A 15,224-nucleotide genomic window follows, 5' to 3' on the forward strand; every position below is an offset into this window, starting at 1 on the left:
AATGGTAAAATTATTATTAAAAAAATCTTATCAAATTAATAATCTTAAGGAAACAAAATTTAGAGATTTGTGGGGATCTAGCGGTGTGTTTACAACTATGAGACTTGTAGGTAAACCTGGTAAACTAATTTTGTACAAAAATCATATAAATAATCTAATTAAATCTATAAAAAAATACAAAATTTATTCTAACGGTATTGAAAAAGACATTAAAAATTTGATTAAAAATAATCTAAGTAATAAAATAAAGTACAACCATTTACTTAGAATTGCTTTAACGAAAAAATTAATATCATTATCAATTCGTAAAAGACCTAGGCCACGGAGCAATTTTGAATTAAAAATATTAAATTACAAAAGAAAGGACCCAAAATATAAAAATTTATATTATAAATATATTCTTAAAAAATTAAATGCATATGACACAAAAAAAGTTGATATATTATTGGTTTACGAAAATAAAATCCTTGAAACATGCACTTCTAACTTATTATTAGTTAAAAATAATAAATATTATTCACCTAAAAACAATTGTTATATTGGAAATACAATTAATTTTTTAAAAAAGAAAATTAGAATAACTTTTAAAGATATAAAATTAAAAGATATAAATCAATTTGACGAAATTCTATTAATCGGTTCAGGTAAAGGTGTAACACCTGTAAGATTTATTAATAAATATAAATGGAAAAATAAAGACATGATTGGGTTTAAAAAAGTTAATCAATATTTTAAATTATTACATAGTTAGTTATGAAAGATTTGAATAAACCCTGTATATTCTGCTCTATTAAAAAAGACGAATTGTTATTTGAAAATAATCTTGCTTACGCATCAACAGATAGCTACCCAGTATCTAAATTTCATTCCTTAGTTGTACCTAAACGTTGTATAAAAAATTTTTTTGAACTGAATAATCAAGAAATTATAGCTTGTAATGATTTAATTAAAAAACTTCAAAAAAAAATACTTTCTGAAGACAATACTGTTAAAGGCTTTAATATAGGAACAAACTCAGGAAAAGCTGCAGGTCAATCCATTTTTCATTGTCATATCCATGTGATTCCAAGAAGAGAGGGAGATGTAGAAAATCCCCAAGGTGGTGTTCGAAGTGTTATACCTTCTAAACAGCATTATATAAGAAAAAAATAACACTTTTGGTTATTTAAAATCTTCATAATGGCTCTATATCGCAGTTGAACTATTTTTTTAAGTATACTACTAATATAACGATTTTATAAATTTTATGTTTTCAACTAATCCATTTTCTATTTTATCTGAAACTGTCCCGTTAATAGGAATACAATCTTTTGTAGTTATCATGGTTGCACTTGTAATTTTAGGAACCGTGTTGGATATGATACACAAAAAAAATGTAAAATACTTTTTCAATAACGCTAAGAAAGCAAAGAAAAATGCTAAAAGAGAATTAGGCAGCGGTGAAAGAATTGCAGTAATTGCAAAAACAATTGTTCATGACATTGGCACTACTTCAGAGTTAGGTCTTGGCAAAAGAAGAATAGCTCACGTTCTTGGAATGTATGGAACAATTTTATTCTGGGTTGGTTCAGGTGCAATGATTTTCTTTTATACAACTTCAGACACACCAGCAATCTGGCCAATTCTTTGGCATGTTGGAGCAATAATGACTTGCTTAGGCGGTTATTGGTTTTGGTTATTTTTAAGAGTAGATGTTGCAGCAGAAGCTAACTCTGTATTTAGAATAATTACAGCAGATCTTTTTGTGCTAGCTTTATTAGCTTCTTCCACATTTGGATTAATATGGTCTTTCTTACAGTTTAATAATATTTCTGGATGGGACAATTTATTTCTAGTGCTATTTGCAGTATCAAATATAGTTTTATTTGGGGGAGTATATTGGTCTAAATTTGCACATATGTTCTATAAACCTGGTGCTGCGATACAAAAAAATTTAGCTGAAGCTGATGGTTCTAGAGATAATTTACCACCACCAGCAGATGCTCCGGAACAATTTGGACTTGGTATAAAAAGAGAAGAGCCAAAACATTATTAATATGATAGAATTTAACAAGGAGATAAAATAAATGTCGACATTTGTATACATGACTAGGTGTGATGGATGCGGACACTGTGTAGATATATGTCCATCAGACATAATGCATATTGATAAAAATATTAGAAGAGCAAAAAATATAGAACCAAATTTTTGTTGGGAATGTTATTCTTGCGTTAAAGCATGTCCTAATCACGCAATAGACGTCAGAGGTTATGCTGACTTTGCTCCGATGGGGCACAGCGTTAGAGTAAGAAGAGAAGAAGAAAAAGGAACAATATCTTGGAAAATAAAATTTAGAAATGGAACAGAAAAAGATTTTGTTTCCCCAATAACTACTAAACCTTGGGGAAAATATATTCCTAAACTTTCAGAAGGAGATAAACCTAATCAAGGAGAAATAAACTCTCAAATTTTATACAATGAACCTCATGGTTTAAATACGGATAAAGATTTACCAACACTTGATAAAAACTCCTTTAAAAAAGGAGTTTATTATTAATGCCAAAAAATAAAACTGTATTTGAAGATTGCGATGTTCTAGTTGTTGGCGGCGGGATGGCTGGAACAGGGGCCACCTTCGAGGCTAGACATTGGGGAAGAGATCTAAAAATAATCTGTGTAGAAAAAGCAAACATTGATCGAAGTGGTGCTGTAGCGCAAGGTCTTTACGCTATTAATTGTTACATGGGAATGCAGTGGGGAGAAAATCAACCAGAAGATCATGTGAGATATGCAAGAAATGATTTGATGGGACTTGTAAGAGAAGACCTTGGATATGATATGGCAAGACATGTTGACTCAACTGTTCATATGTTTGATGAATGGGGTTTGCCAATGATGAAAAATAAAGAAACTGGCAGATACCAAAGAGAAGGTAAATGGCAAATTATGATACATGGCGAAAGTTACAAACCAATCGTTGCTGAAGCAGCAAAGAAATCAGCTGATAAAATTTATAACAGAATAATGATCACTCATCTTTTAAAAGATGAAGAAAATGAAAATAGAATTGCAGGTGCAGTAGGTTTTAATATGAGAACAGGTGATTATCACGTTTTTAAAGCTAAAGCAGTTATTATTGCAGCTGGTGGAGCTTCTCACATTTTTAAACCAAGAGCAGTTGGTGAGGGAATGGGAAGAACATGGTACGCACCTTGGAGTAACGGCTCTGCATACGCATTACCAATTGCTGCAGGCGCGAAAATGACACAAATGGAAAATAGAATTGTATTATGTAGATTTAAAGACGGTTATGGTCCAGTTGGCGCATATTTTTTGCATTTAAAAACTTATACTCAAAATGCAAATGGCGAGAACTATGAAAAGAAATGGTATGAGGCTACAAAAAAACTTGTTGGCGAGTACATTGATCATCATCCAACTCCAACATGTTTAAGAAACCATGCTTTTATTCAAGAAGTAGCAGCAGGTGGTGGTCCAATTCATATGGTTACAAAAGAAGCTTTTCAGGATCCACACCTAGAAACAGTGGGTTGGGAAAATTTCTTAGGTATGACAGTAGGACAAGCTGTAGTTTGGGCATCTCAAAACATTGATCCAAAATACACTAATCCAGAATTAACAACTTCAGAGCCTTATGTTATGGGCTCACATGCAACATGTTCAGGAGCTTGGGTAAGCGGTCCAGAGGACATTGCACCAGACGATTATTTTTGGGGATATAACAGAATGATGTCTGTTGAAGGTTTATTTGGTGCAGGTGACACTGTAGGTGGGAGCGCACATAAATTTTCATCGGGTTCTTTCACTGAGGGAAGATTGGCTGCAAAAGCTGCAGTTAAATACATTGAAGATAAAAAAGCAAATAATATTAAAGTAAGTGAAAAACAATATAATGATTTGAAAGAAGTAATTTATAAACCACTAGAAAATTATACAGTTGGCAGAAATGAGATAACCGGAGGTACAGTTTCACCAAGTTATATCTCGCCGATACAAGGCTTACAAAGACTTCAAAAAATTATGGATGAGTATTGTGGTGGTATAACTAATAACTATATGACAAACGATAACCTTCTCAAAAAAGCTTTGGAATTATTAGATTGGCTACAGGAAGACTTGGAAAATGTAGGAGCTGAGGATTACCATCAGCTAATGAGAGCATGGGAGTTAAAACATAGAACTTTGACATCTCAGTGTGTTACAGAACATACTTTATATAGAGAGGAAACTCGTTGGCCTGGGTACTATTATAGAGGTGATCATATGAAACTTGATGATGAAAACTGGCATTGCTTAACTGTTTCAAGACGTGATCCAGAAACTGGCAAGTTCTCTATGGAAAAAAAACCTGTTTATCACATAGTCGACGATAAAGAGAAGAAAAAAGCCTCCTAAGACACACCATTTTCAAAATATGAGTTTCACATCAAAATCAGATGAACAAATAATTGAAATTGCCAAACCAATTTGGCAAAATTTGATTAAGTCCTCAAATATGAAGGATTATGGAGGTTTTACTAAAGATTTTTCATCTCAAATGCTTTATGGAGCAAATGAAGTAGAGCTAGGAAAGCAGTGGGCCAGTAACAAATTAATATGTAGTTTATCTGATGATTATAAAGCTTTTGGCTGCCTTAGAAGAGGATTACATGTAACAGTTCTTTTTAAACAGAAGAGCACCACAGAGGAAGGTGAGTTTCTTGGTAGACTAGTTCTTGGAGAAGAAGGTGACTCAGTCAAAGTTTTTGGTGCAACGATTTTTTAAATAAGACTTGATAAATATTCTTTCTGGGTGTACTTGATAAGTATGCTTGAAAATTTAAATAAAAACCTAAACATCTTCAAGCTAATAAAAAACTTAAAAATATTTTCATATATAAATGCTAAGTTTGTACTTTACATTGGTTTAGCAGCATATTGGGTAGTAATTCTTTCGAGTACATTCTTTGGAATTTAATAATCAAATAGTTGACTTCAAATATTTTCGGGATAATTAACAATCATGGAATTCTTTCTTCCAATAGCAGAAGTTCACGTAAGCCTGCCTTTCATATTTATATTAAGCTTAGCAGTGGGGGTCTTATCAGGTCTTTTTGGTGTTGGTGGTGGATTTTTAATGACACCTTTTTTAATTTTTTTGGGAATTCCGCCGGCTTATGCAGTACCAAATGAGGCCAACAATATTTTAGGAACTTCTATATCAGGATCAACCACACATTATCTTAAAGGAACATTAGACTATAAAATGGGTTTGATGATAGTAGTTGGAGGAGTAGTTGGCACTGCCTTAGGAATATATACGTTTAGTTATTTTCAAGATATCGGCAAAATTAATATCGTCATATCTCTTGCGTATATGTATATACTAGCAATCATTGGTACAATGATGCTTGTCCAGGGTGTTACAGAGATAGATAGAGCACGAAAAAAAATTGTAGTTAAGAAAAAATTACACGATCATTATTGGTTTCATGGCTTACCATTTAGAATGAGATTTAAGAAATCAAAACTTTATGAAAGTGCATTTACTCCAATAGTAATTGGTTTTTTGGTAGGTTTTATTGCAGCAATATTAGGTGTCGGTGGAGCTTTTATTTTAGTTCCTGCCATGATTTATATAATTGGAATGCCTACAAAATTAATTCCAGGAACATCTCTATTTGTAACAATTTTTATAAGCGCAATAGTTACTGTATTGCATGCATTTAATTATGGAACAATTGATCTTATATTAGTTACAGTTTTAATTTTAGGTTCGATATTAGGTGTACAAATTGGACAAAAACTTGGAGAAAGAGTTGATAGCTCGCAATTCAAAACTATTTTAGCAGTTTTATTACTGTTAGTTGGTGTTGCAATTGCTTACGATACTTTTTTTGCAGCAGAAAATGTATCAGAAATATACAAAAATTCTAAAACCTCACTAGGACCGGTCTCAGAATTTGTAAGAGATCTATCTAAAAATGTTCCTTTTCTTTACGGTATGGCATCATTAGTTTTAGCTTTAGGTTTAGGAGTTGGAGCTGCAGTTTTACGAAAAGTTTTGTCTAAATTAAAAGATAAGTATATTCCAAAACCAACAATATCAACTAAGTAATTTTAAGCGCTTCTATAAAGTTTGGTCATTACGAACTCTTTATGACCTAGTGCCTCTGCGCAAGTTAACCTACCATTAGCAACTTTAAGAGTTGCTTTTATTAATTCATCACCTGCTTGATCAAGATTCATTTCTCTAGAAAGTATTTTAGATACATCAAGATCAATGTGTTCACTCATAGTTTTAGCAGTTAATGGATTTGCAGTTAATTTAATAACTGGTTCTATTGGATTTCCAATTATATTTCCTTGTCCAGTTGGAAATAAATGAATATTAAATCCACCTGCTGCTTGAAGAGTGACACACTCAGCAGCTGCTGAGGATGTATCCATAAAATACAATCCTTTTCCCTTACACGGTTCTTCGGCAGGTTCAAGAACATCAATAAATTTTCTTGATCCAATTTTTTGAAAATTTCCAAAAGCTTTTTCTTCAATTGTAGTCAATCCTCCTGCAATATTTCCAGCAGTTGGTTGGCTTTCAGATAGGTCGTTAGTTGCCTCTTTTAAAATGAAATCGTTATATGAACTCCAAGTTTTCATAAATTTGTCTTGAGCTTCTTTAGTTTTACCTCTTTTAGCACAAACATTTTCAGCACCCGTTAACTCAGATGTTTCTCCAAAACAAAGATGAACACCTAAAGGTTCAAGTTTATCCATTAAATTTCCAACTGTAGGATTTGATGCTAACCCTGATGTTGTATCAGATTCTCCACACTTTACAGAAATCCACAAATCGCTTATTGGGCATTCTTCTCTTTGTTTTTCAGAGGCCCACATTGAGAATTCTTGAGCTTTTTTAGAAACTTTTGCGATTGTATCAATATCTCCAACACCCTCTATACTAAATCCTTCTACAGGCTTTCCAGTTTTTGCAATGGCATCTACGATTCTTTTAGTCCATTTAGGCTCTATACCTACAACAATGACAGCTGCAACGTTAGGATTTTTACCTGTTCCAATCATTGTTCTAAAATGTAGTTCAAGATCAGCACCAAATTGCAACCTTCCGTAAGAATGAGGTAAAGCAATAGTCCCTTTAATATTGTTAGACACAGCTTCTGCACATGCATTTGAAATATCGTCAACTGGAAGAATAATTACATGATTTCTTGTACCCGCTCTTCCATTTTCTCTTTTGTAACCTAAAAAACTTTTTGGAATATCCATTTTTACCACTTTTTTGTTTTTACATTATGTACATGAACATGGTCACCTTTTTTTATTGACTTAACTACTTTACCAATATCATGTCCGTATTTTATAATTGTGTCACCTTCTTTAAAATCTTGTAAAGCAATTTTGTGTCCAAGGGGAATTTCTGCTTCAGATTTAATGTTATTTGAAGCGTCATTTTCCATGATCCAACAACCACAATCTTGGCCTTTAGTTACCTTTTCAACAACTATTACCCCAACATTGTCTTTTTTATCGTGAATAATTATGTCTGTTTTAGCCATTGTGACGATTTCTTAGTAGAAACTTTGAAAGAATTTATATATTAATCAATCGATTGCAAACAAAATTTATTGAGTTTTTTTATGACTAAAATGACAACGGAAGAAGCTTTTATTAAAGTTCTTCAAATGCATGGAATTGAACACGCCTTCGGAATTATAGGTTCTGCTTTTATGCCTATTTCAGATTTATTTCCAAAAGCTGGTATAACATTCTGGGATGTAGCTCATGAGACAAACGGCGGATTAATAGCCGATGGTTACACAAGAGCTACTGGAAAAATGTCGATGGTGATAGCCCAAAATGGTCCGGGTATAACTGGATTAGTAACTCCGATTAAAACTGCTTACTGGAATCACACACCCTTGTTAGTGGTTACACCACAAGCTGCAAACAAGACTATGGGCCAAGGAGGTTTTCAAGAAGTTGAACAAATGAATTTATTTAAAGATATGGTTTGCTATCAAGAAGAAGTAAGAGATCCATCTAGAATGGCAGAAGTTCTTAATAGAGTTATTGAAAAAGCATTTAGAGGCTCTGCACCTGCGCAAATAAATGTTCCAAGAGATTATTGGACGCAAGTTATAGACATTGAATTGCCACCTATTGTTAGATTTGAAAGACAGGGTGGGGGTAAAGAAGCAATCGAGAACGCGGCAAAACTTTTATCAAAAGCTAAATTTCCAGTAATTTTATCTGGAGCTGGAGTTGTTTTAGGCGGAGCAATTGATGAATGTAAAAAATTAGCTGAAAAATTGGACGCACCGGTTTGTAATGGTTATCAACATAATGATAGTTTTCCAGGAAGCCACCCTTTAGCTGTTGGACCCTTAGGATACAATGGATCTAAAGCTGCTATGGAATTAATATCTAAAGCAGATGTAGTACTAGCACTTGGTACCAGACTTAATCCTTTTTCAACGTTACCAGGATATGGAATTGATTATTGGCCAAAAAAGGCAACAATAATTCAAGTAGATATGAATCCTGACAGAATTGGTCTTACTAAAAAAGTTTCAGTTGGAATTTGTGGAGATGCCAAACAAGTAGCCCAACAGATTTTAGATAAACTTTCTTCAGACGCAGGAAATACTGGCAGAGAAGAGAGGAAAAATTTAATACATAAAACTAAATCTGCGTGGTTACAAACTTTATCTGGTTTAGATCATGAGGAGGACGATCCTGGTACAGTTTGGAACAAAGAAGCAAGGGAAAGAGATAAAGATAGAATGTCCCCAAGACAAGCATGGAGAGCAATTCAAGACGCTTTACCTCAAGATGCAATTATCTCTAGCGATATAGGTAACAATTGCGCAATAGGAAATGCTTACCCAACTTTCGAAAAACCAAGAAAATATTTGGCACCTGGTTTATTCGGTCCTTGTGGATATGGTTTTCCAGCCATACTAGGTGCAAAAATCGGCTGTCCTGATACTCCGGTGGTAGGATTTGCAGGTGATGGAGCTTTTGGAATTAGTATGAACGAAATGAGCTCATGTGCAAGAGAAGAATGGCCAGCTATCACAATGGTAATTTTTAGAAATTATCAATGGGGTGCCGAAAAAAGAAATTCAATACTTTGGTTTGATGATAATTTTGTTGGAACAGAACTTGATCCAGAATTAAGTTATGCAAAAGTTGCTAATGCTTGTGGATTAAAAGGAATAACTTGTAAAACAATGGAAGAGACAACCAAAGCAATTAAACAATCTTGCGAAGATCAAAAAAAAGGTCTTACAACTTTTATTGAAATAATTTTAAATCAAGAGCTTGGTGAACCTTTTAGAAGAGATGCTATGAAAAAACCTGTTAAAGTTGCAGGTATTAAAAAAGAGGATATGAAGAAACAACCTTCTTTAATTTCTTAATTTAAACAAGTTTTTATTTTATAACTGCTTTAACAGAACCTAGTTTATCAACTTTACCAGTATAAAGACCCTTACCTTTAATTGGAACTACACCAACCGAAGAACCAGTAAAAACCCAAAAATCTTTATTTAAATTTATTTTATCTTTTTTAACTTTATTCAAAACAAATCTCAAAGAGTTTAATGGGTTTATATAAACTGTATTAGTGTTACCACTTACGCTTTGATTAATTTTTTTATTTGAAATATTAGTTTTCAAATTCCCAATGTTTATTCTTTTATATTTCTTTTTAGCACCTATTAAAAATTTTACATTCGCACCAAAGTCACTGCATAAGTCACCAAAAGAAGTAATTCCTTTTTTTCTTTGTCTATAACCAACCACCTCAATACATGGCGCCATGTGAGAAATATATTTTGATACATTTTTCATGGTAATTACACCTTTAGATAAAAAAAAGGACTTTTTAACCTTATAACAAACTTCAAGCTCTATACCTAAAGTTGCTTTATTTATTTTAACACTTTTACCACTACTTAAAAAATTTCTTTTATAAACTTTTGCGTAAAAAGGCTCTTTTTCTTTTAACTTTTTAATTAAAGGAATACCTGTGCCAGCTGCTTTAAAACCAATTACAGGCAATTTAATTTTGCTTTCACAAAGTTTTCTTAATTTTTGTGCTTCTTTTATTTTTTTTGTATATTTATTTGGTATTGCTTTTATTAGTTTATTTTTCAAAAACGCAGTCACAAGTTTATTTGAGATTTTTTCTAAATTATCTTGTTTCATAATTTTACATCTATAATTGTTGAAGGATCTAACTTAATCCCAAACCAATTTAGCCTAATGTCTAAATGAGGTCCAGTTGATCTTCCACTAGAACCTACAGTGCCGATTATATCACCTTGTTTTACAATATCACCTTCTTCTACAAATATTTTATCCATGTGCATATATAATGTAGAAATTCCATGTCCGTGATCAAAAATAAGCGTTGCTCCAGTGTAATATAAATCATTCTCAGCAAGTGTTACTACTCCATTAGCCATTGCTTTTATTGGAGTTCCAAGCTTACCAGCAAAATCTATTCCATAGTGGGGGGACCTGGGCTTACCGTTAAGAATCCTTTGACTTCCATATATTCCTGTTATTATTGCATCATCTAAAGGAGCAATAAATTTATTTTTAAAAAATTTTAAATTTGAATTTATTTCTCTGGCTCTAACAATTAATTTATTTTCTTTTTTAATTCTTGCATAAACTTCTTTAGGAGGTGTGACTTTCTTAGGCTCAAGACCATCAATTCTTTGAATTTTGTATTCTCTTTTAATTACTTTTTTAACTATTTTAGTCTTATTACCATTTAATGTTTTGACGATCACCACATCATTTTTTCTATCTCTATCAAGTCCAAAAACAAAATCACCATCTTCAGTAACTTTTATTTCTTTATCATCAATTTTGATTTTGGCTCCAGGATCTGTTTTTCCTAAAATAAAGTGACCTTGAATAAATTTACCATTGAATTCAATTGATTTTGCTTCAAATGAAAAAATGAAAATAAATAATAAAATATATTTTATTATTTTGCTGTCCATCCACCATCTACCAATAAAGATGTGCCAGTAATCATCGATGCTTGATCTGAAGCTAAAAAAACAACAGCACTTGCAATATCTGACAGTTCTGCAAATTTTCCTAGTGGAATATTACCAAGAACTTCTTTCATAAATTTTTTGTCTTTTAAAAATTTTTTAGTCATTGGAGTTACAACAAAAGTTGGGCATATAGTATTTACTCTTATATTGTATTTGGCTAAATCTATTGACATTCCTTTAGTTAATCCTTCTAAACCAAATTTATTCATATTATAAACACTTCTAATTGGTCCACCCACATGCCCCATTTGTGAAGACATATTAATTATAACTCCTCCAGCTTTTTTTCTTGTTTTTAGTTCAATCATCTTTAATGCGCTTAGCTGAGCTATATTAAATGAAGCTATAGTGTTAACTTTTACCAAATATTCCATGTTACTTTTTTTAACTTTGGTAAAATGTTCTGGAATATTTGTTCCCGCATTATTGACAACAACATCTATTCTTTTTTGAGAATTAATAACCTTTTTAATTTGCTCATATTTTGTAACATCACATACAAAATATTTACATTTTACTCTAAATTTTTTTATAATTTTTGAGACTTCTTTTAAATCTTTTTCAGTCCTACTAATTATTATTAGATTTGTTCCAGCTTCAGCTAAAGCAATTGCACAGGCTCTCCCCAAACCTTTGCCAGCACCCGTAACAAGAGCTGTTTTATTTTTTAAGTTATATTTTTTTAAATACATCAAATAATTAAAATTTTTAAGTCAGTATAAATCAAATCTATTGCTACTACCAGTATTGCTAACAAACCAACCCAACCAATCCATTTATACTTTTTTATCCACCCAGATATTAAAGTAGCAGCAGTTGCCATTAAAACTATTGATAAGACTAAACCAAAAACCAAAAGTCCGTAGTGATCTTTTGCTGCCCCAGCTACACCGAGCACATTATCTAAACTCATTGTAAAATCTGCAATTAACACAGTTGATATAGCTTTTATAAAACTAGATTTATCTATTTTTATGTTACTATTTCTTTCACTATTAGAATTTTTTAAAATATCTTTATAAAGTTTATAGCAAATATATAATAACGCTAAACCACCAATTAATCTTAGACCGGGTATTTGTAATAAGTATGCAGTTAAAAGAGTTAGTATTATTCTTAATACTACAGCTCCTCCAATTCCCCAAAAAATGATTTTTTTTCTCTCCGCGGCTGGAAATTGAGATGCAACCATACCAATTATTATTGCATTATCACCCGCTAAAACTAAATCGATAAAAACTATTTGTGTGAAAATTATTATTTCTTCATTCATTGCAGATTGTCTTCTAATATCATGTCAGATGCTTTCTCAGCAATCATTATAGTTGGTGCATTTGTATTTCCTGATGTAATATTGGGCATAATTGATGCATCAACTACTCTTAAATTTTCAACTCCATGAACTCTAAGTCTATCGTTTACAACTGAATTCTCATCTTGACCCATTTTGCAAGTGCCAACAGGATGAAAAATTGTTTGCGCATAATCACTACCGGCTTTAACTAGCTCCTCATCATCTTTAATATGAGCACCAGGACGGTATTCCTCTGGTTCATATTTTTTAAATGTTTCAGTATCTAACATTATTTTTCTTACAAGCTTTAATCCTTGTGCAGCAACATACCTATCATCATCAGTTGACAAATAATTCATCTTAATCTTTGGATTATCTTTAATACTTTTACTTACAATATTAATTTCTCCTCTACTTGTTGGTCTAATATTAGCAACTGTGGGAGTAATTCCATCAAAATCATGAAGTTTAGTTGCTCCTAAAATATCTGTACTAATGGGCTGTACATGGAATTGTAGATTTGGGGTTTCTCTAGAACTATCACTTTTAGCAAAACCACATACCTGACTTGCTCCCATAGTCATTGGTCCACTTTGATTAAAGATATATTCTAATCCAATTAAAAATTTTCCAAAAAGACTATTAATTTTTTTATTTAATGATTTTAAATTTTTAACTTTATATACTGGTCTAAACATTAAGTGGTCTTGTAAATTTTTACCAACTCCTTTAAGATTTTTTATTAAATCTATCCCAATTTTACTTAATTTATCACCATCGCCAATTCCAGAGACTTGTAAAATATGTGGCGATCCAATTGAGCCCGCACATAGTATAACCTCCTTATTAGCAGAACTTTTACTCAAATTTTCTCCAAGAAAGTATTCAATACCTGAGGCTTTTTTACCTTCAAAATTAATTTTTTGAACATGAGCATTAGTTAATATTTTCAAATTCGTTCTTTTTTTTGCAGGATTTAAGTAACCTTTTGCTGCGCTATATCTTAATTTCAAACCCAATTTGTTAAAAGATGTGGTAAATTGAAAAAAACCGACACCAAAATTATTCCCTGTATTAAAATCATTTACTTTAGGAATACCTGTTTCTTCTGCTGCATTTATAAATTCATCAAGCATTTTTAATTTAATTTTTTTATTTGCAACCATGATTGGACCTTCATCACTATGAAATTTGCCTTTGCCTAACTCATTGTTTTCTGATTTTATAAAGTACGGTAATACATCATCCCATCCCCAACCTTTGTTACCTTGCTGACGCCAATTATCGTAATCATTACTTTGACCCCTTATCCACAACAAGCCATTTATTGATGAACTGCCTCCTAATGTTTTCCCCCTAGGATATCTTATTGACCTGTTATTCATCGTCTCATCTTTTTCTGTACGAAAACACCAATCTACTTTTGGATTATGCATTGTCTTATAATAACCAACGGGTATATGTATCCATGGATAATTATCTTTTCCACCAGCCTCTAACAGTAAAACTTTATTTTTAGGATTTTCTGATAATCGATTAGCTAAAACACAACCAGCTGAGCCTGCTCCAATAATAATGTAATCAAAATTTTCCATAATCACTTTGGGTTTATTTTTATACTGAATCTCTCATTTTTACTAGGTTTATTGAGATATTTGGTTCTTGTATCGTTATAAGATTTTTGTCAGAATTAGTTTTTTAAAAATAACTTAAGAGAGGGAAATTATGAAAAAAATTATTTCAATCTTGTTTACCGCTTTTTTAGTTTTTGGTTTCGTATCAAACGCTAGCGCTAAAACATTGAAATGTCAGACCGTTCTTAATACTAAAGCAGATGAAGTAAAAATGCTTAAAGACTTCACGGATACTGTAACAGCTTTAACTGATGGATCTTTAAAATTTGAAATTTTACCAGCAGGAGCAGTTGTTGGAGTTAAAGAAACTTTAGATGCGGTTGACAAAGGTTTAATTGACTGTGGATTTGCTTGGACACACTATTGGTCAGGTGATCACCCAGCAGCTATGTTATTTGGTTCACCTGTAGCAGGAGGTGGAGTAGGTATAGATAACTTAGCATTTCTATCATGGTTCCAATACGGTGGTGGTAAAGAACTTTACGACCAATTATGGAAAGAAATGGGAAGAGACATAAAAGGATTTATGCTTCAACCAGTTGGACCAGAGGCTTTAGGTTGGTTTCCAAAACCAATTAAAGATATGGCTGACTTTAGAAAATATAAATTCAGAACTCCTCCAGGAATTCCAGGACAAACTTACAAAGACATTGGTATAGCATCTGTTGCTATGGGTGGTGGTGATATTTTACCAGCACTTGAAGCAGGTACTATTGATGCAGCTGAGTGGTGTTGTCCAAAACCAGATTTAACGTTTGGTTTCCAAAAAGTCTTAAAACATTACTACTTACAAGGATTACACCAAGTTGTAGTTAATGCTGATTTTTACATAACTGGAAAAACTTATAATGCAATGACAGATCACGAGAAAAAATCTCTTGAAGTTGCTGCTAATGCATCACTAGCAAAATCTTTAAGCTACAGAATTTACGAAAACGGTAAAGCTTTACAAGAGCTTACTACTAAGCATGGGGTTAAATTAGAAGATACTCCATCTGATTATTTCGTAGAATATATGGCTGCAGCAAAAGCTACTTTAAATAAAAACGCTGAGAAAAACGCATTTTTCAAAAAAGTGTATGACTCTATGAAAGAGTTTGCAGATGTTGCTGTTCCTTTCTGGAGCGGTGCCCAAATGTCAAATGCTAAGCTTGGAATGGCTCACGCAGCGACATTGAAGTAAAAAAGTAATAACTTTTAAATTTAATTAAGAG

General features: G+C 32.2%; 16 protein-coding genes. 9 read left to right on the top strand and 7 right to left on the bottom strand.

The annotated features are described in order from the left end of the window. Position 1: 1 nt before the first annotated feature. The 7 genes from AMN80_RS00840 (at position 2) to AMN80_RS00870 (ending at position 6,098) form a co-directional block, all read left to right on the top strand. A complete protein-coding gene (locus AMN80_RS00840) occupies positions 2–751 on the top strand; it encodes an aminotransferase class IV (RefSeq protein ID WP_075520140.1) in 750 nt (249 codons plus the stop codon). Positions 752–753: 2 nt separating this feature from the next. Beyond that, positions 754–1,152: an HIT family protein gene (locus AMN80_RS00845; protein WP_075520141.1), complete on the top strand. Its 399-nt coding sequence runs from the start codon at positions 754–756 to the stop codon at positions 1,150–1,152. Between the two features lie 94 nt (positions 1,153–1,246). Next, on the top strand, positions 1,247–2,035 hold the full coding sequence (locus tag AMN80_RS00850; protein WP_075520142.1) for an adenylyl-sulfate reductase: 789 nt from the start codon (positions 1,247–1,249) through the stop codon (positions 2,033–2,035). A gap of 31 nt (positions 2,036–2,066) precedes the next feature. Next, the gene (gene aprB / locus AMN80_RS00855; RefSeq protein WP_075520143.1) at positions 2,067–2,537 is read left to right on the top strand and encodes an adenylyl-sulfate reductase subunit beta; all 471 of its coding nucleotides are present in this window, start codon (positions 2,067–2,069) and stop codon (positions 2,535–2,537) included. Then, positions 2,537–4,396 carry an adenylyl-sulfate reductase subunit alpha gene (aprA, locus tag AMN80_RS00860; protein WP_075520144.1) on the top strand — a complete coding sequence of 620 codons (1,860 nt, stop codon included), beginning with the start codon at positions 2,537–2,539 and terminating at the stop codon, positions 4,394–4,396. The genes aprB and aprA overlap by 1 nt, the downstream gene beginning before the upstream one ends. A gap of 19 nt (positions 4,397–4,415) precedes the next feature. Then, positions 4,416–4,766, top strand: a complete 351-nt coding sequence (locus AMN80_RS00865) for a hypothetical protein (protein WP_075520145.1) — start codon at positions 4,416–4,418, stop codon at positions 4,764–4,766. A gap of 237 nt (positions 4,767–5,003) precedes the next feature. Next, positions 5,004–6,098, top strand: coding sequence for a sulfite exporter TauE/SafE family protein (locus tag AMN80_RS00870; protein ID WP_075520146.1), 1,095 nt, complete (start codon positions 5,004–5,006; stop codon positions 6,096–6,098). A gap of 2 nt (positions 6,099–6,100) precedes the next feature. On the opposite strand, the gene AMN80_RS00875 is transcribed toward AMN80_RS00870, so the two are convergent. Continuing rightward, entirely contained in the window at positions 6,101–7,267 is a 1,167-nt protein-coding gene (locus AMN80_RS00875) for a UxaA family hydrolase (RefSeq protein ID WP_075520147.1), read from the bottom strand. Positions 7,268–7,269: 2 nt separating this feature from the next. Further along, on the bottom strand, positions 7,270–7,557 hold the full coding sequence (locus AMN80_RS00880; RefSeq protein ID WP_075520148.1) for a UxaA family hydrolase: 288 nt from the start codon (positions 7,555–7,557) through the stop codon (positions 7,270–7,272). 81 nt (positions 7,558–7,638) lie between these two features. Between AMN80_RS00880 and xsc the strand changes: the two genes are divergently transcribed. Continuing rightward, the gene (gene xsc, locus AMN80_RS00885) at positions 7,639–9,423 is read left to right on the top strand and encodes a sulfoacetaldehyde acetyltransferase (protein ID WP_075520149.1); all 1,785 of its coding nucleotides are present in this window, start codon (positions 7,639–7,641) and stop codon (positions 9,421–9,423) included. Positions 9,424–9,436: 13 nt separating this feature from the next. On the opposite strand, the gene AMN80_RS00890 is transcribed toward xsc, so the two are convergent. The 5 genes from AMN80_RS00890 to AMN80_RS00910 are packed head-to-tail and all read right to left on the bottom strand — an operon-like array spanning position 9,437 to position 13,971. Next, complete coding sequence (locus tag AMN80_RS00890) at positions 9,437–10,213, bottom strand: fumarylacetoacetate hydrolase (RefSeq protein ID WP_075520150.1); 777 nt, start codon at positions 10,211–10,213, stop codon at positions 9,437–9,439. Beyond that, positions 10,210–11,022: a M23 family metallopeptidase gene (locus AMN80_RS00895; protein ID WP_075520151.1), complete on the bottom strand. Its 813-nt coding sequence runs from the start codon at positions 11,020–11,022 to the stop codon at positions 10,210–10,212. Before AMN80_RS00895 ends, AMN80_RS00890 begins: the two co-directional genes overlap by 4 nt. Further along, positions 11,007–11,774 carry an SDR family NAD(P)-dependent oxidoreductase gene (locus AMN80_RS00900; RefSeq protein WP_075520152.1) on the bottom strand — a complete coding sequence of 256 codons (768 nt, stop codon included), beginning with the start codon at positions 11,772–11,774 and terminating at the stop codon, positions 11,007–11,009. The genes AMN80_RS00895 and AMN80_RS00900 overlap by 16 nt, the downstream gene beginning before the upstream one ends. Beyond that, positions 11,774–12,355 carry a TerC family protein gene (locus AMN80_RS00905; RefSeq protein ID WP_075520153.1) on the bottom strand — a complete coding sequence of 194 codons (582 nt, stop codon included), beginning with the start codon at positions 12,353–12,355 and terminating at the stop codon, positions 11,774–11,776. Before AMN80_RS00905 ends, AMN80_RS00900 begins: the two co-directional genes overlap by 1 nt. Then, positions 12,352–13,971, bottom strand: a complete 1,620-nt coding sequence (locus AMN80_RS00910; RefSeq protein ID WP_075520154.1) for a GMC family oxidoreductase — start codon at positions 13,969–13,971, stop codon at positions 12,352–12,354. Before AMN80_RS00910 ends, AMN80_RS00905 begins: the two co-directional genes overlap by 4 nt. A gap of 130 nt (positions 13,972–14,101) precedes the next feature. Between AMN80_RS00910 and AMN80_RS00915 the strand changes: the two genes are divergently transcribed. Continuing rightward, a complete protein-coding gene (locus AMN80_RS00915; protein ID WP_075520155.1) occupies positions 14,102–15,193 on the top strand; it encodes a TRAP transporter substrate-binding protein in 1,092 nt (363 codons plus the stop codon). Positions 15,194–15,224: the final 31 nt, after the last annotated feature.

This window comes from Candidatus Pelagibacter communis, from assembly GCF_001179985.1.
Taxonomy (GTDB): Bacteria; Pseudomonadota; Alphaproteobacteria; order Pelagibacterales; family Pelagibacteraceae; genus Pelagibacter; species Pelagibacter ubique_J.